Source organism: Trichormus variabilis 0441 (genome assembly GCF_009856605.1).
Taxonomy (GTDB): Bacteria; Cyanobacteriota; Cyanobacteriia; order Cyanobacteriales; family Nostocaceae; genus Trichormus; species Trichormus variabilis.
In genome coordinates this window covers 2897309-2919839 of sequence record NZ_CP047242.1, presented here as the reverse complement: position 1 = coordinate 2919839, position 22531 = coordinate 2897309, and the positions used below count along the sequence as shown (strand labels likewise).

19 protein-coding genes are annotated in these 22531 nt (G+C 42.1%); 8 read left to right on the top strand and 11 right to left on the bottom strand.

Annotated features, from left to right (window positions below; all coding sequences use genetic code 11):
• Positions 1 to 2: 2 nt before the first annotated feature.
• Entirely contained in the window at positions 3 to 3251 is a 3249-nt protein-coding gene (gene drmD, locus GSQ19_RS11880) for a DISARM system SNF2-like helicase DrmD (protein ID WP_011318159.1), read from the bottom strand.
• 570 nt (positions 3252 to 3821) lie between these two features.
• A complete protein-coding gene (locus tag GSQ19_RS29710; protein ID WP_015115426.1) occupies positions 3822 to 3983 on the bottom strand; it encodes a hypothetical protein in 162 nt (53 codons plus the stop codon).
• Between the two features lie 162 nt (positions 3984 to 4145).
• On the opposite strand from GSQ19_RS29710, the gene cas12k reads away from it, so the two are divergent.
• Complete coding sequence (gene cas12k / locus GSQ19_RS11875; RefSeq protein WP_011318157.1) at positions 4146 to 6053, top strand: type V CRISPR-associated protein Cas12k; 1908 nt, start codon at positions 4146 to 4148, stop codon at positions 6051 to 6053.
• 1605 nt (positions 6054 to 7658) lie between these two features.
• Here cas12k and GSQ19_RS11870 read toward each other — a convergent pair.
• The 4 genes from GSQ19_RS11870 to GSQ19_RS11855 form a co-directional block, all read right to left on the bottom strand.
• Positions 7659 to 9719, bottom strand: coding sequence for a ribonuclease catalytic domain-containing protein (locus GSQ19_RS11870; RefSeq protein WP_011318156.1), 2061 nt, complete (start codon positions 9717 to 9719; stop codon positions 7659 to 7661).
• Between the two features lie 214 nt (positions 9720 to 9933).
• Positions 9934 to 10149, bottom strand: coding sequence for a 30S ribosomal protein S18 (gene rpsR / locus GSQ19_RS11865; protein ID WP_010998584.1), 216 nt, complete (start codon positions 10147 to 10149; stop codon positions 9934 to 9936).
• Between the two features lie 2 nt (positions 10150 to 10151).
• The gene (gene rpmG / locus GSQ19_RS11860) at positions 10152 to 10346 is read right to left on the bottom strand and encodes a 50S ribosomal protein L33 (protein ID WP_010998585.1); all 195 of its coding nucleotides are present in this window, start codon (positions 10344 to 10346) and stop codon (positions 10152 to 10154) included.
• A gap of 44 nt (positions 10347 to 10390) precedes the next feature.
• The gene (locus GSQ19_RS11855) at positions 10391 to 10951 is read right to left on the bottom strand and encodes an RDD family protein (protein ID WP_011318155.1); all 561 of its coding nucleotides are present in this window, start codon (positions 10949 to 10951) and stop codon (positions 10391 to 10393) included.
• Between the two features lie 138 nt (positions 10952 to 11089).
• Between GSQ19_RS11855 and GSQ19_RS11850 the strand changes: the two genes are divergently transcribed.
• The 7 genes from GSQ19_RS11850 to GSQ19_RS11820 all read left to right on the top strand — a co-directional run bounded on the left by GSQ19_RS11850 (position 11090) and on the right by GSQ19_RS11820 (position 19007).
• Positions 11090 to 11581 carry a DUF1499 domain-containing protein gene (locus GSQ19_RS11850; RefSeq protein WP_011318154.1) on the top strand — a complete coding sequence of 164 codons (492 nt, stop codon included), beginning with the start codon at positions 11090 to 11092 and terminating at the stop codon, positions 11579 to 11581.
• Between the two features lie 216 nt (positions 11582 to 11797).
• Complete coding sequence (locus tag GSQ19_RS11845; protein ID WP_011318153.1) at positions 11798 to 12220, top strand: DoxX family protein; 423 nt, start codon at positions 11798 to 11800, stop codon at positions 12218 to 12220.
• Positions 12221 to 12416: 196 nt separating this feature from the next.
• On the top strand, positions 12417 to 14630 hold the full coding sequence (locus tag GSQ19_RS11840) for an Hsp70 family protein (protein WP_011318152.1): 2214 nt from the start codon (positions 12417 to 12419) through the stop codon (positions 14628 to 14630).
• On the top strand, positions 14627 to 15073 hold the full coding sequence (locus GSQ19_RS11835) for a LysM peptidoglycan-binding domain-containing protein (RefSeq protein WP_011318151.1): 447 nt from the start codon (positions 14627 to 14629) through the stop codon (positions 15071 to 15073). Before GSQ19_RS11840 ends, GSQ19_RS11835 begins: the two co-directional genes overlap by 4 nt.
• The gene (locus GSQ19_RS11830) at positions 15073 to 17802 is read left to right on the top strand and encodes a tetratricopeptide repeat protein (protein WP_011318150.1); all 2730 of its coding nucleotides are present in this window, start codon (positions 15073 to 15075) and stop codon (positions 17800 to 17802) included. Before GSQ19_RS11835 ends, GSQ19_RS11830 begins: the two co-directional genes overlap by 1 nt.
• Before the next feature lie 13 nt (positions 17803 to 17815).
• Positions 17816 to 18430: a molecular chaperone DnaJ gene (locus GSQ19_RS11825; RefSeq protein WP_011318149.1), complete on the top strand. Its 615-nt coding sequence runs from the start codon at positions 17816 to 17818 to the stop codon at positions 18428 to 18430.
• Positions 18423 to 19007: a nucleotide exchange factor GrpE gene (locus GSQ19_RS11820; protein ID WP_011318148.1), complete on the top strand. Its 585-nt coding sequence runs from the start codon at positions 18423 to 18425 to the stop codon at positions 19005 to 19007. Before GSQ19_RS11825 ends, GSQ19_RS11820 begins: the two co-directional genes overlap by 8 nt.
• Positions 19008 to 19011: 4 nt before the next feature.
• Here the strand turns inward: GSQ19_RS11820 and GSQ19_RS11815 are convergent, their stop codons facing one another.
• From GSQ19_RS11815 to GSQ19_RS11795, 5 genes are all read right to left on the bottom strand, one after another.
• Complete coding sequence (locus tag GSQ19_RS11815) at positions 19012 to 19293, bottom strand: type II toxin-antitoxin system RelE/ParE family toxin (RefSeq protein ID WP_011318147.1); 282 nt, start codon at positions 19291 to 19293, stop codon at positions 19012 to 19014.
• On the bottom strand, positions 19274 to 19504 hold the full coding sequence (locus tag GSQ19_RS11810; protein WP_041456652.1) for a hypothetical protein: 231 nt from the start codon (positions 19502 to 19504) through the stop codon (positions 19274 to 19276). Before GSQ19_RS11810 ends, GSQ19_RS11815 begins: the two co-directional genes overlap by 20 nt.
• A gap of 79 nt (positions 19505 to 19583) precedes the next feature.
• The gene (gloA2, locus tag GSQ19_RS11805; protein WP_011318145.1) at positions 19584 to 19970 is read right to left on the bottom strand and encodes an SMU1112c/YaeR family gloxylase I-like metalloprotein; all 387 of its coding nucleotides are present in this window, start codon (positions 19968 to 19970) and stop codon (positions 19584 to 19586) included.
• Between the two features lie 4 nt (positions 19971 to 19974).
• On the bottom strand, positions 19975 to 21258 hold the full coding sequence (locus tag GSQ19_RS11800; protein WP_011318144.1) for a vWA domain-containing protein: 1284 nt from the start codon (positions 21256 to 21258) through the stop codon (positions 19975 to 19977).
• Positions 21255 to 22511 (bottom strand): vWA domain-containing protein, encoded by a 1257-nt coding sequence (locus GSQ19_RS11795; RefSeq protein WP_011318143.1) that lies wholly within the window; start codon positions 22509 to 22511, stop codon positions 21255 to 21257. Before GSQ19_RS11795 ends, GSQ19_RS11800 begins: the two co-directional genes overlap by 4 nt.
• Positions 22512 to 22531 lie beyond the last annotated feature (20 nt).

Below are 22531 nucleotides of genomic sequence, written 5' to 3'. Positions count from 1 at the left end.
CCTCAACCCGAAACTGGCCATAAATAAATCAACCCCACAGGTTCAACTCGCACCGCCCTAACTTCGTAGGAAGCCTCAATTCGGGCAGGTTCAGAAATAATTTCTTCAGCCAGGTCTTTCAATCGCTTCTCCCAGTGGCGACGGTCTGCTTCTAACTGCCGTTTTTCCTCGACAGGGAACTCTGCAAATGGAATTGATAGCTGGATAGCTTTGGTATTTTCAATTTCCTGCTTACGTTGGCTAATACGCTGCTGCTGCTGTTCGAGAATTTTTTTCATCTCTACAGCTTCTTTTTTGCCCCGTTCGGTTAACTTTTTCTCAGCCCTTTGCGCCAAAATATTGGCACGACGTTCTAAATGGGGAATCAAATCAGCAATATCTTGAGTAGCATTCTGCTTTAGCAGTTCCTTAACAGTCTGGGATGCTTTTTGCAAACGAGGAGAAGCTAAAGAATCTTCCAATAAAGCCAGTACGTTGTCTTTCTCCCCTTCGTTTAACGGTTGTAGTTTCTTGCGTCCCCTCGCGGCTGGGTCTGACCATTCCGCCGCGATCGCAATTACTTCGTCATGCAGCCGCGACGCACCCTGTCCGTAAACAGATAACCGTCCCAAGGCGAGAACTTTCGGAATTGGGTCATCAGTTAGGCAAACGCAAGCGCGGGTTAACTCATCATGTAAAAACCCTTGGGCTAAAAATCGCCCTAAAAGACGCTGTACCACCCGATGTTCTAAATGCAGGTGAACTACATCCCCATCCAATGAACCAGGGTCACGAAATACTACCGGACGAATCGCTGCTTCCCGTCGCCATTCCCAAGGCTTTTGTCCTTTCTTGCGTGGCGGTCTTAAGGTATCAAGAGTATTCGCCCATGTCGGGTCTGCGCGTTGGTCAAGGGGTGGAAGCGTCCAGCGTGCAGTAGCCGAATCTTGACAAGCTTCATTGCTATTGACTGGAGTCAGAGGAGTCGCGCCGAGAATTTCTAAAGAAGCGGAAATAGCATTGCGGAAGTGTTCATCACTCAGTCCCAACCAATCCCGCGATGTTTTCAACATCTCTTGCAACTGGGATAATTGCTTGGTTAATTCTTCTCTCCGCAGTCGATTTTCTTCCAATTCCTCATTTACTATCTGTAAATTAGGTAAATCAGCTTGTTCTATGGAAGCAGTAATATTAGTTAGCTGATTGTGGCGAATACCACCTTCCAGCAGACGCGATAAATTTTTCTGCACCACTGGCGAAAGCGTCCCCAATTCTTTTTGAATTGTTTCGGTCTTCTTCACCAGCACTTTCAATACTTTGTCCTCTGTCCGTTGCGCTAAAACAAAGTAGTAGCAGTGAACAATAGGCGATCGCTGTAATTTTCTGTCAATACGCCCGTTGCGCTGTTCCATCCTCGACGGGTTCCAAGGCACATCAAAATGGAATAGGTCAGCACAATTGTTTTGCAGGTTTACCCCTTCCCTTGCTGCATCCGTGGCTATGAGAATGCGGAGGGGGTGACGCAATGGGTCAGCATTGAAGGCATTTTTGATAGCTTCCCGGCGTTCTTCGCCAATACCACCATGAAATACATCAATGCGTTCGGCGTTTCGCCGTAGCGCTTCGCTATCGCGTTCTTTATCTGAACCTGCAATGGCTTCCTGAAGTTTTTGCTGTAAGTAGCGTTTTGTATCTGTATATTCAGTAAATATAATGACTCGCTTCTCTAACCAAGCAGCATTAGGTTTACCCAAATCAGGACAGAGATTTTGTTTAATCCATGCCACTAATTTTTCAACTCGTGGGTCTGCTTGATATCTAGCTTGGTTGGCTACATCGGTCATCTCTTCTAAAATTTCCAATTCCCGGCTGCTTAACCCAAAGCTTGCAGCCTGCCCAGTAGCCACCATTACCTGAGTATCTTCTTCTGCTTGTACTTCTTCTTCTGCTAGTTCAGCCCGTTCATCGTCAGCACCAGGGGGTTCTAATAGCAACGGTAAATTTTCTATGGCGTTTGCAGAACGGTTAACAGATTGCTTTTCAATTGCCGCCCGATGAACTTTTAAAGTGCGTGCAAAAGCTTCAATGGAAGATAGCAGACGCTTTTGCAGCGAAGTTATTACCAGCATCGCCGCATTTTGAGTTGACTTCGATGCTTCCTTGAGCCGTTCTTCCCTTAGACTGCGGTATTCTTGCAGCAACCGCGACAGTTTCAACTCCGGCGCATCTTCTGGAAGGTTATCGATGACGATAGGAATAACCCGTCGTTCGGGAAACTCTTCGCCAATCTCCCGTAAATCTTGTTTTAATCGCCGCACCATCACTGTATCTAAAAGTTTGCTATCTCGCACAGGGACACCTCGACAAAACCGTTGCGGGTCGAGGATTTCTAATAAAGCTGCAAAACTATTGGAATGACCATTATGAGGCGTAGCAGAAAGAAACAGCTTATGTTCAAACCGTGGTGCTATATCGCGGACAGTACGTGTTAACTGAGAATCTACAGCATACTTCGCACCACTAGCTGGGGCTGCGTTGTGTGCTTCATCAAGAATCAGCATTGATGCGCCTGTAAAATCTCCCAACCAATCACGCAAAGGAGCAGCATAGGTTTCATCACGTAACAAAGCATGAGAAATAATGAAGCGGCTGTGAGTTGTCCAAGGGTTAATTCCATAACCGCGTTCTTGACGACGACTAGCTACAAACTCACGGTCAAAAATTACAAAAGTTAGCCCGAAGCGGCTTTCCATTTCTTCTTGCCATTGCCGTACAACCGACGGCGGACAGGAAATCAAAACACGGCGAACTTTTTGCCGCATCAACATTTCTCTTAAAATCAGACCTGCTTCTATGGTTTTCCCTAAACCAACATCGTCAGCAATAAACAAAGCAACTCTAGGCATTAATAAAGCTTTACGTAGCGGTTCAAGCTGGTAAGCTTTGACTTCAATACCTGCACGGTATGGTGCTTGAAACAGTTTTGGGTCAGTTGAGGTAACACAATTCCAGCGCAGAGTATGGAGATAAGCCGAAAATAGACGGGGATTGTCAAAACCTCGGTTTGCTATGGACTCCCACGAAGTTTTACCTATGACTTTGGCATCAACTTCTCTTTCCCAAAGAACTTCTAACTGTTCACCTAACGCATCATCTTCTAAACACGAAAGGCAAACTAAAGTGTCTTCCTTCACCAAAGGTTTAGCCACTACATCTTCTACAAGATACTGCCGCGATCGCACCCGCACAATTTGCCCAGTAACAACACTCATCCGCTACAATCCTTTGCCCTGCTGAAACCCCTACACCAACCTCAGAGAAGCTATTTTTTGCATGAAAAATCACCTGTGAAGCGATCGCTTACAGTTGCAAATCCGTAGATTTTAATTGAGTATAAAAAGTTAGGATTTAAAATACTTGTAAATTTACTTAGCCAAAAACTAATGTATTTTTTAATACTTAATTTAAGAGCATAATTAATTTACATTCTTTAAACCATTTGAGTCTATTTAATAAAAGTATCGATATATTTTGCCCATCAAAGCCATACATAATTATGGCCATAAGCGTGAGCAAGCATACCAATTTGTATGTTCAAAATGTAGCAACACATCCTTTTAAAAGCATTAGTATTAATACCGAGTGTTACTATAAATTCAAACTCAGTTAGTCAGACTTATATGTGATTGTGGTAGTCAGATTTGATAAGAAATGGCGATCGCATTGCACCGTCTATTGAGGATTTTGATAGGAATTACCAGAACCAAAACGCTTCCAGAATATAACCGCCATTACGAAGAATTAGTTAATCCACAAACAAATCCTATTGCTCATAACTCAATCTATTTGTCACTAGACGTAGATTCATGTTTTTTCAACCATTCCTTGATAGCCTCCTCCAAAGCCGCAGTCTGCGTCAATTCCAGACGCGCACAGGCAATTTCAAAGGCGATTTTTAAGTCTTTAGGGAGTCTACCCCGAACTTCTCTAGTTTCTTCTGCCATCCTAATTTGAAGCCAAAGCTTGCGGCTTTCATTTTTGCACAGCCTCTCAGCAAAAAAACATTTGCGTCATTGCGCTATTACGTCATTGCGCTATAATATAGTAAGCAAAAAAACAATTAACAACCCTGTCAGTTTTACTGAAACCACAAAGCTGAGGACACCATGAGCGTTATTACAATTCAATGTCGCTTGGTTGCTGAAGAAGACATCCTCCGCCAACTGTGGGAACTGATGGCAGAAAAAAATACACCACTTATAAATGAATTATTGGCACAGGTAGGAAAGCACCCAGAGTTTGAAACCTGGCTAGATAAAGGCAGAATACCTACTGAATTACTCAAAACACTTGTTAACTCCTTCAAAACTCAAGAGCGTTTTGCTGATCAACCTGGACGCTTTTACACCTCAGCGATCGCTCTAGTAGATTATGTATATAAATCCTGGTTCGCTTTGCAAAAACGAAGAAAGCGGCAAATAGAAGGCAAAGAACGTTGGCTGACAATACTCAAAAGTGATCTACAACTTGAACAAGAAAGTCAATGTAACTTAAACGTAATTCGTACTAAAGCCAACGAAATTCTTACCCAATTTACCCCCCAGTCCGACCAGAATAAAAACCCTAGAAAGAGCAAAAAAGCTAAAAAATCTGCAAAGTTACAGAAATCTTCACTTTTTCAAATTCTTTTAAACACTCACGAACAAACACAAGAGACTCTTACTCGTTGTGCGATCGCATATCTGCTCAAAAATAACTGTCAAATCAGCGAACGCGACGAAGACCCAGAAGAATTTAATAGAAATAGACGCACAAAAGAAATAGAAATCGAGCGATTAAAAGACCAACTCCAAAGTCGCATACCTAAAGGTAGGGATTTGACAGGGGAAGAGTGGCTAGAAACTTTAGAAATTGCTACCGTCAATGTACCTCAAAATGAAAAAGAGGCAAAAGCTTGGCAAGCAGCACTTTTAAGAAAAACTGCTGATGTACCATTTCCTGTGGCTTACGAATCCAACGAAGATATGACATGGCTGCAAAATGACAAAGATCGTCTCTTTGTTCGGTTCAACGGCTTGGGAAAAATGACTTTTGAAGTTTACTGTGATAAGCGTCATTTGCACTACTTTAAACGCTTCCTAGAGGATCAAGAAATTAAACGCAATAGTAAAAACCAATACTCAAGCAGCTTGTTTACTCTGCGTTCAGGAAGGCTTGCTTGGTTGCCAGGAAAACAAAAAGGTGAACCCTGGAAAATAAATCAACTACATCTTTACTGTACTTTGGATACTCGGATGTGGACTGCTGAAGGAACTCAACAGGTAGTGAATGAGAAAATTACAAAAATTACCGAAACTTTAACTAAAGCAAAACAGAAAGATGAACTCAACGATAAACAGCAAGCTTTTATCACTCGTCAGCAATCCACTCTAGACCGGATTAATAATCCTTTCCCCCGTCCCAGCCAGCCTAATTATCAAGGGCGACCCTCAATCCTAGTTGGTGTTAGTTTTGGTCTAGAAAAGCCAGTAACACTAGCTGTAGTGGATGTTGTTAAAAATGAAGTTTTAGCTTATCGCAGCGTCAAACAACTGCTTGGCAAAAACTATAACCTTCTCAATCGCCAGCGACAACAACAGCAACGCCTATCTCATGAACGTCACAAGGCTCAAAAACAGAATGCGCCAAACTCCTTTGGTGAATCAGAGTTAGGACAATATGTGGATAGATTATTGGCTGATGAGATTGTGGCGATCGCTAAAACCTATCAAGCAGGCAGTATAGTTATTCCAAAACTCCGCGATATGCGTGAGCAAATCAGTAGTGAAATCCAATCCAGAGCAGAGAAGAAATGCCCAGGTTACAAGGAAGTTCAACAAAAATACGCCAAAGAATACCGCATGAGTGTTCATCGCTGGAGTTACGGCCGATTAATTGAGAGTATTAAATCCCAAGCTGCAAAAGCCGGAATTTTTACTGAAATTGGTACACAGCCAATCAGAGGTAGTCCACAAGAAAAAGCGCGAGATTTAGCCGTCTTCGCATATCAAGAACGCCAAGCCGCTTTAATTTAATTCACTAATCTGAACCTTGAAAATATAATATTTGTATAACAGCGCCGCAGTTCATGCTCTTTTGAGCCAATGTACTGTGATAAATCTGGGTTAGTTTGGTAGTTAGAAGACTGTCATGCTTTCTGACCCTGGTAGCTGCCCGCTTCTGATGCTGCCATCTGTAGAATTCTATAGATGGGATAGGTGCGCTCCCAGCAATAAGGAGTAAAGCTTTTAGCTGTAACTGTTATTTATAACGGTGTGGATTACCACAGTGGTGGCTACTGAATCACCCCCTTCGTCGGGGGAACCCTCCCAAATATTTTTTTGGCGAATCGAAGCGGGGTCAAAATCCCTGGGGACTTGCCAAACTCTGAAAACCCTTGTCCTGTATTAAATCAAGGAATCATCTTGTCAATTGATTTATTTTTTTGATTTTCGGCACAAGCAGCTTTTTCAGGGACGTGTCAATTAGACATCTGAAAAGCTTGTATAACAAGGGCCTAGACGGGAACAGTTTCAACGACCATCCCGGCTAGGGGCGGGTTGAAAGATTTTGAAAGGCTGCATCCATTCTAGATAAGTTGGAGTTTCAACGACCATCCCGGCTAGGGGCGGGTTGAAAGACTACTCTCATCCAAAGGTACAGATGGTAGTGATAGGTTTCAACGACCATCCCGGCTAGGGGTGGGTTGAAAAAGTTACAGTTATTAGGTGGGTTGAAAGTAGTAAATGCTTGTTATTTTAGGTTTAGACCTCAAAAAAATTACAGATATAACTTCGAGAGCTAATGTAACCAAAAATAATACTTAGCCCAGTGGAGTGCTACTATGTAACTGCATAGAGGAAAAGACGATGACAAATAATTTGTCGCTATGATATTTATGACAAATATTTTGTCGCTACAGACAAATAATATGTCGCTCTACATATAACCAACAAAAAAGGCTTGGTCGGGCCAAGCCTTTATGTATACCAAGCATTTACTACACCAAGCTTAATTTAAACCCTCTAGCACTTTAGTTCATCTGTCTTTAGACTGTATGCAAATTCTTTCAAACCTGGTATGAACTGGCATATTTACATACAAAAAAGGCTTGGTTCAACACCAAACCTCGATAATTGCTGTGCTTAACAACGTACTAAATTAATTTAAACTGGATTGTTGTCCTTATCATCTTCCTTTAGTATGTGTTGCCAAAAAGCAAAAAATGATAAGTGATTTTGACTTTTCAGGAAAAGACTTTTGATCAAAAATAGATATTTTAAATATAAAATAGAGGCTTGAATAACATTTCAGCCTCTATATTTACCAGGTGTTTACCATATATCTCTAATTTATTCCTTTATTAATAATAGTTCATCTATCGAATTGGTGTGTACAAAAAGTTAAAAATTTGGTAATGCCAATTTGAAAAAAGAATGGCACAAATAAACCATTTGTTTGTAGAGACGCGATGAATCGCGTCTTCTTCACCCAACGATGTGTTGCCCATTTCAGGCGTAGGGCGCGTCAGATATCAAAAATTCGTTGATTGACAGAATTTAAGTCGTCTGACTCATCCTACTAATATGGTTGATCAAGAACTACTCAAGAATAGCCAAGGTGAAAATCGCTAATTTGCTCTAATTCGCTGCTGTTTGGGCTTCTTGATAAATTATTTCTTGGAACTGAATTACATCCTTTTGCGGATCGGAGATACTAACTTTTACTAATACCTGTTCACCGAGTCTCACCGATCGCTTGAATACCATCGGTAATTGTAAACCCAAATCTTCTAACAATATTAGTGCTAAGTTACTATCCTCCCGTAACCACATGAGGACTGTTACTTGCCAAATCTCTTCTGGATGGCGGCGCAAATATTCCAACGCCCAGTATCTATTCGTCTGACGTTCTACCATTGTCAGCTCTTGGGTGGTGCTGGTGACGGTCATCATCACTTCCTTGAGTTCTTCGGCGGTAAAGGGAGGAACTTCACCCCGCAGGTGGGCTTTGAGTTGAAAGTGCGTGAGTAAGTCACTGTAGCGGCGAATCGGAGATGTAGCTTGGGTGTAGGTATCCAAACCTAAACCAGCGTGACGCACAGGAGTAATACTCATTTCACTCTTGGGCATACAACGCCGCATGGCACAAGCACGGACAAATCCGGCTGGCAGTCTGAGTAATTCGTCTTCTGGGGGTAATTCCGGTTGTGGTTGACCACGAAAGGGCAAGGGTATGTTGTGTACTTGACCGTAACGTGCTGCCACTTCCCCGGCTAGAATCATCATTTCTGCTACTAACTGCCGGGAACGGGAATCATCTAAAATGTCGATACTGATATCGTCATTTTTGACTTTAATCATCGCCTCCGGCATATTGATGCTGATCGCGCCTTGATTATACCGCCAAGATTTGCGCTTAGTTGCCCAAGTAGCGATCGCCGCAATTTCTGGTTCTGCTTGTACGCCTAATTCCAACATTTCATCTACATCTTCGTAGGTGAGGCGATAGGTAGGCTTAATTAAACTAGGATGAATAGTAAAGTCTTCTACTGCCCCTGTCTCATCTAAGACAACCCCAAAACTCAAAGCACAGCAAACTCTTCCCTGTACCAAACTCATGGGGCCAGTTGCCAATATTTCGGGGAACATGGGGATCATTCCCGTGGGTAAATAAACTGTGCTACCTCGCTTCCTGGCTTCTAGGTCTAAATCATCTTCTGGTGCTAAGTAGCGGGTAGGGTCGGCGATATGCACCCACAATCTTTCCCGGCTATCGGGGAGTTTTTCCCAACTCAATCCATCATCTATTTCAGTGGTGCTTTCATCGTCAACTGTGTAGACCTTCAGGTGAGTCAAATCGAGGCGATTTGTGTCTAAGTCTGTCGGCGGGAAATCCAAACGCTGTTGCGCCACTTCTAATACCTTGCTAGGAAACTGAACTGGAATTGACGAACGACGCAGGAACAAGTTTTCCGTGGCACTCCACCACCCCAAATCTACCAGTAATTGAAAAGCGCCTTGGGGGGTCGCGGGCCGCCCCAGCATATTCATTGTTTCTAAAACTAGGGCTGGGGGAGGATAGGCACGCGCCAGAGAATCATAGTTTAGCCCCACCTTTACAATGTCAGCCAAAAGTGTTCCATACTTTTCCAATCCTTCTAGGCGTTGGCGGTCATGACGCTGCCACTCTACTGCTTCCCCTTGGAGTGCTTGCTCTACACGCGTCAAAAATTCCTGCTGTCCCCTAGCTTTGAGGGCTTCTACTTCTATCTGGTGTTTGCGCTCTGCTACTTGAGCCGCCGTTCTCGGTTCGTAAGCATCACCTTTTTGTTTAAAATATAACTTGTCATCTGATAACAGGCAATGAGCAGCATAACTGGGAGCTGAGTTGGATTCTGAAAACAGTAAATTAGCCATTTGGGATGGCGTGACTGTTTCTCCATCTTCTACTAGTAATTCCCAGGCCACTTCTAAGCTGGAGGGGTCGAGATAAGGCTTGACTTCCTCCAAAAACCTGTCAATATCTGATGGCTTATAAGTGTTGCCGTTAACTGTATATGTAATTTGTCTAGGCGCGAGGCTGTGGGATTGACCACGTTCATCTACCACAAACCAACGGGTTTTTCCATCTGGGCGGTCTACCACGCCCAAACGGCGATCGCCTTGAACCCTAAATTCAACTAGCGTCCCCTTCTCCACAACTCTCGCAATTAATTGGTTAACAAATAGATTTTAGATTTTGGAGTTCAATAATGACTACTAAATCCAAAATCCGGTGATTTTAACTGTAGAACAATATCCTACACTAATTGAGATTTTAGATTATGGACTCAGACGATTTAAAGCTACATAACACTGTTTATGTAGCCACTTCCGTTTATCCAAAATCTAAAATTCTCGCCACTGACTAGAATTAGCCTTCCGCATTGATAAATGGCAACAAAGCCACAAGACGGGAACGTTTAATTGCTAATGTCAATTCTCGCTGTTGTTTAGCGGTTAGCCCAGTAATTCTTCGGGGTAGTATTTTACCACGCTCAGTGATAAATTTACGCAACAAATCAACGTCTTTGTAATCAATCGGTTCTCCAGGCTTAATTGGAGACAGGCGACGACGGTAATAGCTCATCTTTACTTGATTTCCTTGTGAACGGTATGTTTATTACAGTGGGTACAGAACTTTTTCAGTTCTAGACGATTGGTGGTGTTACGACGGTTCTTGGTTGAGGTATACCGGGAAACACCTGGCGATCGCTTGTCTGGATTTGTCCGGCATTCAGTACACTCTAGTGTGACTATAATGCGCGCACCTTTACTTTTAGCCATAATCTTATCAAACGCTAAAGCCTGAAGAGAATTAACACAAATGACTATCGTCTCACATTTCGTCGTAAAGTTCCAACTATTCGCTTAATTTTTAAATCAAGAGAATAGCCCCGACTCGACGAAACTATGAAAGTTCCAGCATAACGGTCATGCCAAGCCTGCCGCATCTGGGTATCAGAGAAAGCCGCACCACAGTCAATTGCCAGAGGAATCACTAGCAATATGGCAGTAGGGTTGAGTCTAATGTTGCCCAAGGCAATGGACAGCAAAAGAACACCAAAGCCAATTATAACTTCTCTCTTGAACAGTGCCAGCAATTCAGGAATCCTGGGGACAACTTCCCCGTTTTCCACTTCCAGCACCTTTAAATCAAACGCCCAACGCCCTAAACTTTGTCCTTGGTTGTTAAAGACAACCAACACCCGCAAAATTAACCAACCAATCACAAAAACTAAAATTTGCACAACTTGAATACCGATACCACCACTATTACCCAAGAAGGAACTAACTAACCAAACACCAAGAAAATCGACACCCAAAGCGAAACCTCTTCGCCAAATATCAGCCTTAGGGTAATGTTTTTTGGGGATGCGTTCGATAGTCATAAAAATGGGGGGTGGGGAGTAATTCTTGTTGCTTATATATTTTAGGACTTACACAAACAGGTTGTCTGTTGAGACCGGTGTAAGGGTTTCCAACATTTATACTCGAATGGGTATTAAACTTTGAGGAGTATATTGATCATGTTACGTCTACTAAAACCTTTCGCTTTTCGCCAACTCCTATGGGGTATGGTTTCGGCAGTATTATTCTTGACAAGTATGGTCATATTTCCTGCACCTACTTGGGCTTCTCATTCTGGGTTGGGGGTTGATAGCGGTCATTTAAGTGCTTGTCCAAGTTCCCCAAATTGTGTTGTCAGTCAAAATGCTGATCCTAAACACGCCATTGAACCAATTCCCTATCATGTAGACCGCGACAAAGCACGAGAAACTTTACTCAAGGTGTTGACAGTTGTACCGCGTACGGAGGTTGTAGAACAGACTGATAACTATATCCATGCCCTTTCTAAGAGCCGTATTTTTAAATTTGTTGATGATGTAGAATTTTACTTACCTACAAATGAGTCAGTAATTCATCTGCGATCGGCATCTCGTATCGGAGATTCGGATCTTGGTGTTAATCGTAGGCGTATGGAGCAAATTCGTCTAGCTTTACAGGATTTGAATATTTAAGGGAAAATCAAACCATAAATTATCCGCAATTGCTGGTTTGGTGGGGTGCGTCAGTATGAATAATTTCTGAGTATAGTTTAGATTACATCGCACTGACGCACCCTACATTTGGATATTACATTTGGAAGTCCCTAGATAGAGGAACAGCTAACTTCAGATAGAAGTACGGCAGGAAAACAATATTTACCATGTTGTCAGTAAACTTTCTATCTGTATATGTCTTCTGTAATTGACCAAGGATATCATCGCCAAGAATTATTCCGTGGTATTTTAGCGGTAGCTATCATCATCGTCGGCATCACGCATTTTTTGAGACCAGAGCAGTATGCTCGGATTGTACCACCACCATTTCCGCCATTTACATCAGTCTACGTTAGCGGGTTTTTTGAAATTCTCGGTGGTATCGGCTTAATGATTCCATTTGTCAGCGTCGCCGCAGCATGGGGATTGATCTCCTTATTTATTGCTGTGTTTCCTGCCAATATTTATATGACGCTACATAACATTCCCATTGATGGCATTCCGCATAATCAATTACTCTATTTGGCAAGATTACCATTTCAGGCTGTGTTAATTGCCTGGGCATACTTGTATACTCACAGGTCAACCCCGGAGGGGAATTCAAAAACGATGAGTTAGCACTTATCACTGCATATAAACTTTTGCTAACCTGGACTTTTGACAGTAGTTTTGCTGAGGTTGGTTTTCAAGTGTTTTGTATAACATTGGTTGAGCAAAGTCTAAGTAATCAATGAAAACTCTTAATAAATAGGGGTTTTACTCGCGTATAAGCTTAGTTTTTCTCAACAATTTATACAAAAAGTCTTGGGTCAGCATGGGTAAGGCAATCGGGATTGATTTGGGAACAACTAATTCTGTTGGTGCGTTTAAGTTAGCGGAAGTAGAAGTGGTGACAGCTAACGACAACACACCACCAGATAGAAAATTGACGCGATCGCTTGTTGCCTATGACCAGGATAAATTATTGGTAGGAAATCAGGCTTACAATCAGTTACGGGCTGACCCTGAAAATGTGATTGTTTCCATTAAACGGTTAATAGGTAGGGGTTTTAGTGACCAAGCAGTCAAGAAACAAAAGTCAGAGGTTGGCTACAAAATTAGTGAACCTAGCTACGGAACCGATAACAGCATTGCGGTTTGGCTAGGAGGTAAGGAATACAGTCCAGAGGATATCTCGGCTGAGATTCTGAAAAAAGTCGTATCTAATGCCCAAGCTTATCGTCAAGGAATTGGCAAAATAGATGAAGTAATTGACCAAGCGGTGATTACTATCCCTGCCTATTTCAACGACCAGCAACGCCACGCCACCCGTACCGCCGCCCTCAAAGCGGGACTGACGCCGTTAGAATTACTACCAGAACCGACGGCTGCTGCCATATCCTACGGTTTTTCGCCAGATAGCGAAGATGTGAAGACGATTTTAGTTTACGACTTTGGTGGCGGTACATTTGATGCTTCCCTGATTACCGCAGCCGGTACTTCATTTATTGAACAGGGGAAAGCGGGAGATTTATGGTTAGGTGGGGATGACATTGATTCTCAGATGATGAGCTTTGTGAAAACCCAAGTCGCCCAGGAAGAGAGAATTACCGATATTGATGGCTTAATTGCCAAAATGCCTCACTACCAAAGGCTAAGATTTAACGCCGACTTGAAAATGGCAGTAGAACGTGCCAAGGTTGAATTAAGTAGCGCCCAAGTAGCCAGGATTAGCCCAGCAACTCAACTACTTGATGAATTAGGTATTGCCATCCCCATTGAAGTAGAAATTACTCGCCAGCAATTTGAGGCGATGATTGGAGACTTGGTTGATCGTTCAGTGCAGATTTGCCGCCTTGCCTTACAAGATGCAGAATATCACTTGGAAATGGTGGATATAGTGCTGTTGGTGGGGGGGTCTTCCCAAATTCCTTTAGTACAACGCAAAGTTAAGGAAGCTTTTGGTAATAATAAGGTGGTTTTGCATCCCCGTCCGATGTATGCGGTGGCGGAAGGTGCGGCGATTGTGGCTGCTGGGCAAACGGATAAAGTCACCACCGTGTCCCGTGATTACTACATCAAGTTACTAGACGATCGCTATAAAGTGATTAACCGCAATGATATTCTGCCTGTAATTACATCCCACACCTTCAAAACTGTGGCTGATGGACAACGGTTAATTCACTTCCAGTTTTTTAGCCCTGACCAGGTGAGGGAAGAATTGGATGGGGTCGATAAAAAAGAAAGTATCGGGGATATGTGGTTGGGTTTAAACGAGGTTTATCCCAAAGGAACGGAAATTTTAGTTAATTTGGAGTTAGACGAGAAAAATAGCGCTTTGAAAATGACAGCCACCCTGAAAAATGACCCGGCGGAAAGAGTCAGCTGTACATTTTCGCGGGGTCGCTCGGATGAGAAAATTTATAGAGAATTAGAAGTAGCGATCGCTGAACTCAATAATCAAGATTTAACTCAACTTGGCGTAGAAGAAGCATTGAAGCTAGCAGTTCCAGTAGTCAAATTAGCTAACAGTATCATCGACCCCAAAACTGAGGAAGAACGCATCGATAAACGTGAAGACGCTCAAGTAAGCTTGCAGAAATTCCAAGTTTCCATGTCTAAGGAAGCTTTAGACGCGGAGTCTCTGATGAATGAATGCGATCGCATCGTTCAAATCTGCGGTTTTCTCATTCCCCCACCACAAAAGGAAAGATTACAAAAGCTGAGTCAAGATTTGCAGGGGTCAATTAATGCCCATGATCTATCGAGAATGGAATCTTACAGCGAAGATGCTAGACGGGAACTGGATCATCTACCAAATGAAGTCCAAGTCATTCAAGCTAGTTTGTTAGCTATCCGCCAAGCAAGGCAAGTTGCACCCACCAAAGCCAGCGCTATGTCGGATAAACTCTATCGTCTACTGGAAGCGATGGAAAGTGGCAATCCACAAGAAAGCGATCGCTTGTGGCAAGAACTACAGCCAGATGTCAAACTTTGGCTCAATCAGGAATTACCTAGCAATATGATTGCTACAGGAATCAGCCGATGATGCAAGTTAATTGTCCTGTGTGCAGTTACCAAGATATTACAGGCGATACTTGCCCCAATTGTGATGCCGATTTGCGTGTAATTCGGATGCTGCAAGCGTTACCGCAAGTCCCGACTCAATCGCCTTGGCCATTAAGAATTGCCCTGTTGCTGCTAATTATTGCCATAGGTGTGGGAGTGGCGACGAATTTGATATTTTCTCGACCGCAGTTAAATACAGTAGTTATTACTCAACCCAGCCCTGTTACACCCCAAAAACCCCCAGAACCAACCACCTACACAGTTCAACCAGGAGATAATCTCAGTACGATCGCGCAAAAATTGTGTGGTCAGGGAGTTTCTTTGCCAGCAATAGTACAAGCCAACCCCCAACTCATAGGTAGAGAAAATTATCTAGAAGTGGGACAGGTGTTGAAAATTCCTAAGTGCCAGGAGGGTATTTGATGAACCTGCTGGAAAGCTTGAATAGATTAACTAAAAATCATTTGGGGATAGGAATTGTTGATGCTTGGTTGCAAGCACCACAAACGAGAGAAGCTAGCCAAAAAGCAGCACAACTAGCTCAAACAAAACACCTACGGGAGGCTGTCACCATAGCCGAAAAAGCCCTGAGTTGTTGGTCAAGAAAACCGGGGTTTTGGGAACGGTTGATTTGCCAAATCCTCTTAGGTAAGTTGGTCAATCAACTAACTCAGCAATTACAAGAATGGCGCAAACAAGTAGGGACAGTTGACAAACAACTTGCTAGCGCTAAAACTCTACTCAAACAAGATACTGGCGATCCTTGGGAAACAACAAACCTGACAAATATCATCACCATTTATCAGCGTTGTAGCAAAATTATCCACGACGAGAGGATATTGCAAGCCATTCAACAATGTCAACAAGAACTACAGAAACGCCAACAGTTCCAAGAATTGGTAAAGCAAGCCCAATCTCTGGTAGAAAATCTGTTTTTTAAAAATGCGATCGCCACTTACCAGCAAGCTGAAGAACTTTACTCCACCCAGCTACTAACTCAAGCCATTGCTACCGCTACACAGCAAGTTCCACAAGAAGAAGCTTACGACGCTAGTTTACAAAGAGTGCGACAGGGAGAGACGGAAGGAAAGTTACGGGGAGCGATCGTACTTTTAGAATCTGCTTTAGCAAAATTTCCCCGCACCGACGGCCATGAGTTACTACACAAACTTAAATCACTCGTTCAAGGTAGAGAACTATTTCGCCGAGGTTTAGCCGCAGAAAAAATTGGTGATTTCCCAACAGCGATTTCTTTATATACAAATGCTGAATCTCTATTACCAGAAAACACTAACTGCCGTATCAGGTTAGGCTTAGTCACAATTAAAACTCAAGCATGGGAAACAGCGCTATCTTACTTGGAAGATTTACCGGGAGAACAAGCTGCATATCTAAGGGGATTTGTGTATGCACAACAGGAAAATTTACAAATAGCTTATCGAGAATGGCAAGGATTATCGGGCGCACAAATCAGTGAACAACGAGAAATACTCAAAATTCTCAGCCAAAGACAACGCCTGTTTTCTCTACAAAATATTGAAGAATTAGTTAAAGCCGAAAATCTAGAACAAGCAAAAATAGCCAGTAGAGAATTTACCCAAAAATTTGGTTTTCATCAGTTAGTAGAAGAAAATCTCCAAGAACATATCCAGCCACGTCTTGAAGCGGCAGTTTGGCAAAGAGCTAACTGGCAATTGATTAGCCAACAAGCTGAAAATTATTGGATTGCCGAACCTAATATTATTACCTTACATAATTGGGCAGTGGCAAATTATTATCACGCTCAACAGGATTCAAATCAAATCATAAATTTAATTATTTCTTTATCCACAGCTTTAGCAAATCTGCATAAAGATATAAATCTTCAAGATGTGCCTTGGCTAGGAACACAATCTGTTGATTTTCAATTAGTATTTAATCAAGTCAAAAACAGAATAGAAACATTTATCGATACTATAAAAGACAAAAATATTGAAGATTATCTAAAGTTTCGTGATTGCTGGCGATTGGAAACATTAGCTTTGGATTTAATGGATCAACCTCCAATCAAAGGCATAAAAATGAACGATATATTTTTAACTCCCGGTTGTTACAACCATTATCTTAAATTCGATCCAAGCAATAATTTTAACTCAATAGAGCCTCACCAAAAAATCCTACATTGCTTATACACAAATTGGGGATTAGCAGTAGCAGCTTGTGTGGCGGGAGATAGCCAAAGAGCAATTAAACTTAAACCTATAAATCTAGCAACTTCTGATTTAGAAATATTTGCTCATAACTTTGTTGCTTACCATGAAGGATGCTATCACCTACAGCAACAGAAATGGCGTGAGGCAATTCATCCACTCAACCAAGCAAAGTCAGAAATTCTGGCTAATCAAGAATGGCAAATAGAACTAGATAGACTTTGCAGCTTACAGCGTCAAAATATCTCTGAAGACCACGAACATTTAGTTTTTGCTCAATTTTGGTACGATATTTTAAATAGCACTAAGGCTAGAGCTTATTTAGGTGAATACAAAGCAGAAAGAATCCGAGAGCAACTTGCTAGTAAACAAATATCTAAGCAAAAAGCTCTTAAAGAACTAGAGAGAATTAAACTAATTGATGCTGACAACCCTATTGTAATAGATTTAATTCAGCGAATTGAAGTGGCATTGGCAGTAGAAGTCATTGAGGAATTTTTAAATAAAAATAATCTAGAAGGAGCCGTTAAATTTGCAAAACAGAATCAATATCTGAAGGTTAAAAATATAGTCACTGAAATTTGTGTAGATATTTTAGTTGATGGATTTAAAAGCGGAAAATTGGGCTTTGAAGAGATTTATGATTTAGGTCGTTGGGCTTATGAACTTAGTCCTGATGAGCCAAATATCCAAGAAATCTATCTGATTAGCCAAGAACTCCATGAAATCCATCATCTCATTAAACGCGATCGCTATGAAGAAGCCGTCCGCCGTGCCAAGTATTCAGAATATGACGCTATTCATTCCTATGTCGGCGATTATTTGATGATGACCTTGATTAGAGGAATGAAAAGTGAAACATTATCTACCCATTTAGTCCATCAATTAGGTCGTTGGGTTTATCAACTCTGTCCCCATGACCCAGATTATCAAGAAATCTACCGCCGACTGAATATTCGTTGAACAAAGGTGAGATATGGAACAGAATCCTTACGATATCTTGGGTGTATCTCAAGCAGCATCAAAAGCTGAGATTACCAAAGCTGTAGCAGTAGCGATGAAGCGCAAGCAATATCCTGTAGATGTGATTGCAAAAGCGCAAAAAAGCTTGATGAAGCCAGAAGAACGCATCATCGCCGACTATTTACGTCCTATATTGCCTCCTATCAAACGTTTTAAATATAGTGACTTATCAGCCTTAGCAGAGTCTGCCCCCACTTTAGTTATATTGCCAGAATTTGATGGATTGGAAAAGGCGATCGCTCAAGCAACCCAAGAAGAAAACCGAGAACGAGAACCCTTAACCATACCCCTAGCAGAACTCTTAAGCGAGGGTGTCACAGCTTGCCAAGAGAAACGTTACCCGAAAGCCATAAAATACTTAGAAGACTACTGCCACATCTGTCAAGACCGTCATACTCAAGCTTATATCCAAGCCCAGATGTGGCTCATCAAAGCTTATCAGCTCGGTGGACAATTACAAAGAGCCGTGGCACTCTGCCAGATGTTAGTCAATCATCCCCATCCCCAAGTTTGTACTTGGGCAAATAAAACTCTACCTTATTTATCAAAAGAGATGTCCCGTGTCTGATTCACCCTCAATTTATTTCCAAGTCACCAATTGGCTAAAATCCACTTTTCTGGGTACAAAGCCAGAAATCCCCGCATCTTCCCCAGATGTAGCGACATTTATCGAAAACCGCTATCTGCTGACTCAAGCACAACGGGACTGGTTAATCCAAGAATTTAGCAGCTTACAAAAGCAAAATACCTTACTCCAGCAGTCCCTACGAGAACAACAAACTCAAACCACAGCCAATACTGAAGATTTATTCTTAGAACTTTTAGAAGTTACCGACGCACTCGAAGCCTTACTCAACTACCTAGAAAATAACCCAGACCCCAGCCCAGAATTTTGCCAACGCTTACCCAAATCCGTAGGCGCAGTCCATCGTAAATTTCTCAGCGTCCTCAGCAAACGCCAAGTTTTACCTATAGAATTACAAAGTGACCAACCCGATTTTAATTTCTGCCGAGTGGTAGACCGGGAAATTAGAAATGATGTAGAAGACCAAACAATTACTAAAATAGTCCGTCAAGGTTTCCTCATCGGTGAAAAAGTTTTACGTCCCACAGAAATCATTACCTCAAAATCAGAACAGAGTTAATAATTTAATATACTTCATCATGGCTACCAATATCAATCAGTAAAATAAGCATTTCTAATAAAGTTTCATCCTCAGAAAAAGTGAATACAATTCTACAATTATAAGTAACAGAACAAGACCACAAACCAGCTAAATCTCCTGTTAACTTATGAGACTTTAAAGAAGGTGTAAATGGGTCTTCTGCTAAAAGTCTTAATACCTTAACAATCTGATCCTTTAATTGTGGGTTTTTCTTGATAATTTTCTTAAAAGAGCGCTTAAATCCACTACTCCAGACAACTTCCATCATCGTCTCCTAGTAAATCAGCGATCAAATCATCAACACTTCCTCTCTTTGCTGTCCCATCTTTCAATGCCTGGATTACTTCCTGAGTATTAGCCAAAATTTCAACCCGTCGATTATCAATTCGTTGCTGGCGGAGAAACTCAAATAAATACTCTTGCTCTTCTGTGGGCAAATTTTCAATAGAATTAATAATTTCTTGTAAAGTCATCATAGAACTTCCTAGTCTAGTAAATTCTACCTTTCCTAACTCTATTTTAATCTCAAAATCCAAACCGGATATGTAACCTCTATTAATGTTCATAAATTTCTAAAGGCAAATTATCCGGGTCTTTAAAGAAAGTAAATTTCTTACCGGTAATCTCATCAACTCTGATATTTTCTACCTCTACATCATGAGATTGTAAATAAGCAACAGTCTCTTCTATACTTTCAACAGCAAAGGATAAATGTCTTAGACCACAAGCTTCTGGAGTACTTGGTCTTTGGGGAGGATTCGGAAAAGAAAATAATTCAATTTGGGTATTTTCGTTAATTCGTAAATCTAATTTATAGGAATTCCGCGCAGCACGAAAAGTTTCTTGAATAATTCCGAATCCTAGAACTTCCACATAAAATTTTTTCGATCGCTCATAATCTGAGCAAATAATCGCTACATGATGAATACCAATGGTTTTCATATAATTAAAAACTTTGTAAAACTGTCTTCGACACGATTCTAGTCTTCTTTAAATCTGCATTTGAAAGTTTTTCCCCAGCTTGCAGGCGGGTAGCAGAAGTTTGTAAAACCGTGGCTGCGTTATTATCGCCGATTTGTAAAGCTGTTTTGGCTGCTGTTTGTAACATTGTCGCTGCGCCAGAGCGATCGCCTTGACGCAATTTTGTCTCTGCTAATTGAGTTTGGCGATACTTAGCCAATGTCAAAATAGATTTATGTACATGGGGGTCGAAATCCGCTTGATAGGCCTGCATCACATTTGCATATATCGGCCAAATTTGTGAAAGCAACCCCTCTTCATTCAAACTCGGATTATCATAGCGGACTTGTACATTACCAATTACCTGCTGTCCTTCCGGTAGCTTTCCCAGGTAAAGATTCGCTAAAACCACCCGGTTCTCATCTTTCATCAAATCTCCCAAACGAATAATAAAACTCCCATCTGCTTCTGGTTCTACAGGTAACTCAATAATATCAGGGGCAACTTGGGCAATAGGCCGCAGTTCTGCTAGCCGGACTTGGGGCGCAAGAGACAGTATGAGGTAAGCATTAGTTAAACCCACCGATTGCACCCTCGCAAACAGGCGATTAAAGTGATGGACAGCTTGTTCTGGACGCTCAATGTGAGCTAGAGTCCCACCACCAGCATCAGCAATTGTTTCTAATAAATCCTGATTCCAATTATTACCAAAGCCCAAAGTATTGATAGTGAGGTTGATTTTTGCCGCCTTCTTGGCAAATTCCTGACAACGCCTGCTATCATCTGGGCCGATTTCCCACTTCCAAATTTTGAGACTATCTTCACCATGACCATCGGTAAGGAGAAATGCTTGGGAAACAGCCCCTCTTGTCCCCTTCATCAGTTCTGTAATTCCCTGTTGCAAACCCTCAGCAATAACTGTACCGCCGCTAGCCTGTAGCTTCTTTCTAATTTGGGTTTTGATACTTTCGGGGTCTTCGACTATTTGGTTGGGGATAATGACTGTCGCAGACCCAGAAAACGCCACAACTGAAATCCGATCGCCTGGCTGTAACCTATCTAATAATCTCTCAACAGCCGCAATTACCATTTTCAACGGTTTACCGTGCATGGAACCACTTTGATCCAAAATCAAGCATAAATTGAGTGGTAAATTTTGCTCAAACTGCTCGGCGACAGCAGAAATGGAAATTGCCAATTGACGCTGGCTGCTCAATTGAGTGGCATCAATATTAGTATCACTTAACGCTCTTAGCAATTGAACTTTCATTTGGGAGGGGTATCTTGCAAGACGGTTTTGGAGACAATCCGGGTTTTCTTGCGATCGCTTTCTGATAAATCTTGCCCAGCCTGTAATTGAGTTGCAGAGGTTTGTAAAACTGTCGCCGCGCCTGTATCACCCATTTGCAGGGCAGTTTTGGCAGCAGTTTGCAACATAGTAGCCGCACCCACGCGATCGCCTTGTTGCAATTTGGCTTCTGCTAGCTGGGTTTGTCGATACTTAGCCAAAGCTAAAATCGACTGTTGCACCTGGGGATTAATAGCTGGTTGGTACGCCCTAACAACATTGGCATAAACGGGGATATTGGGAGTGAATAACCCGGTTTGGTCTTGTGCTGGGTTATCATAACGGATCTGCACATTGGCAATGGGTTGTTTACCCTCTGGCAACTGACCCAGATAAATATTAGTCAAAATCACCCTTTCTACATCCTTCATCAAATCACCCAAGCGAACAGCAAAACGGCCATCTGTTTCTTGTTGCAGGGGTAACTCAATTGTGTCTGGGGCAACTTGGGCAATGGGTTTCAGTTCTGCCAGGCGGACATTAGGCGCAAGAGACAATAGCAAATAAGCATTTGTCAAACCCACCGTTTGTATCCGACTAAACAGACGACCAAACTCATCTACCGCTTGTTCGGCTTTCTGGATATAAGACAAGCTTCCCAAGCCTGCATCCGCAATTTTTTCTAAAACATCTTGGTTCCAGTTGTCGCCAAATCCCAGAGTATTCAAAGTCAAGTTATAACCAGCCGCTAATTGAGCGAATTTTAAGCAGCGATTGTTATCACCGTGTTCATTTTCCCCATCGGTTAACAAAAAAGCTTGAGAAATCGTTTCTTTTTTCCCCTTGGCTAATTCCTCAATTCCCAAACGCAAACCCTCATCAATGGCTGTCCCACCATCCGCCGCCAGCCGATTGATTTGTTTTTTGATTTGTTCCGGGTTGTCGATGACTTGATTAGGGACTAAGACCTTAGCACGGTGATCAAAAGCTACCACACTCAGGCGATCGCCCGTCTTCAGACGGTCAACTAAACGAATTGCCGCTTGTTTGACTATTTCTAGCGGTCGCCCATTCATCGAGCCGCTATGGTCAAGAATTAGACATAAATTAAGCGGTACCGTGCGGTCTTGAGGTTCAGCACCAGCTGAGATGGAAATTGCCAACTGACGCTGGCTGCTTGGCTGTTGTGCATCCAAATTGGCATCATTGAGGACAGGCTGCAAATTAACTTTCATAACCCTTAATTCCTGGTTAG

What these genes read in the sequence shown, in the direction of transcription:
- rpsR (WP_010998584.1), bottom strand. Translation starts at nt 10,149, where the DNA reads ATGAGCTATTACCGTCGTCGCCTGTCTCCAATTAAGCCTGGAGAACCG.
- GSQ19_RS11825 (WP_011318149.1), top strand. Translation starts at nt 17,816, where the DNA reads ATGGAACAGAATCCTTACGATATCTTGGGTGTATCTCAAGCAGCATCA.
- GSQ19_RS29710 (WP_015115426.1), bottom strand. Translation starts at nt 3,983, where the DNA reads ATGGCAGAAGAAACTAGAGAAGTTCGGGGTAGACTCCCTAAAGACTTA.
- GSQ19_RS11835 (WP_011318151.1), top strand. Translation starts at nt 14,627, where the DNA reads ATGATGCAAGTTAATTGTCCTGTGTGCAGTTACCAAGATATTACAGGC.
- rpmG (WP_010998585.1), bottom strand. Translation starts at nt 10,346, where the DNA reads ATGGCTAAAAGTAAAGGTGCGCGCATTATAGTCACACTAGAGTGTACT.
- GSQ19_RS11830 (WP_011318150.1), top strand. Translation starts at nt 15,073, where the DNA reads ATGAACCTGCTGGAAAGCTTGAATAGATTAACTAAAAATCATTTGGGG.
- gloA2 (WP_011318145.1), bottom strand. Translation starts at nt 19,970, where the DNA reads ATGAAAACCATTGGTATTCATCATGTAGCGATTATTTGCTCAGATTAT.
- GSQ19_RS11850 (WP_011318154.1), top strand. Translation starts at nt 11,090, where the DNA reads ATGTTACGTCTACTAAAACCTTTCGCTTTTCGCCAACTCCTATGGGGT.
- GSQ19_RS11845 (WP_011318153.1), top strand. Translation starts at nt 11,798, where the DNA reads ATGTCTTCTGTAATTGACCAAGGATATCATCGCCAAGAATTATTCCGT.
- cas12k (WP_011318157.1), top strand. Translation starts at nt 4,146, where the DNA reads ATGAGCGTTATTACAATTCAATGTCGCTTGGTTGCTGAAGAAGACATC.
- GSQ19_RS11815 (WP_011318147.1), bottom strand. Translation starts at nt 19,293, where the DNA reads ATGGAAGTTGTCTGGAGTAGTGGATTTAAGCGCTCTTTTAAGAAAATT.
- drmD (WP_011318159.1), bottom strand. Translation starts at nt 3,251, where the DNA reads ATGAGTGTTGTTACTGGGCAAATTGTGCGGGTGCGATCGCGGCAGTAT.
- GSQ19_RS11855 (WP_011318155.1), bottom strand. Translation starts at nt 10,951, where the DNA reads ATGACTATCGAACGCATCCCCAAAAAACATTACCCTAAGGCTGATATT.
- GSQ19_RS11810 (WP_041456652.1), bottom strand. Translation starts at nt 19,504, where the DNA reads ATGATGACTTTACAAGAAATTATTAATTCTATTGAAAATTTGCCCACA.
- GSQ19_RS11800 (WP_011318144.1), bottom strand. Translation starts at nt 21,258, where the DNA reads ATGAAAGTTCAATTGCTAAGAGCGTTAAGTGATACTAATATTGATGCC.
- GSQ19_RS11795 (WP_011318143.1), bottom strand. Translation starts at nt 22,511, where the DNA reads ATGAAAGTTAATTTGCAGCCTGTCCTCAATGATGCCAATTTGGATGCA.
- GSQ19_RS11840 (WP_011318152.1), top strand. Translation starts at nt 12,417, where the DNA reads ATGGGTAAGGCAATCGGGATTGATTTGGGAACAACTAATTCTGTTGGT.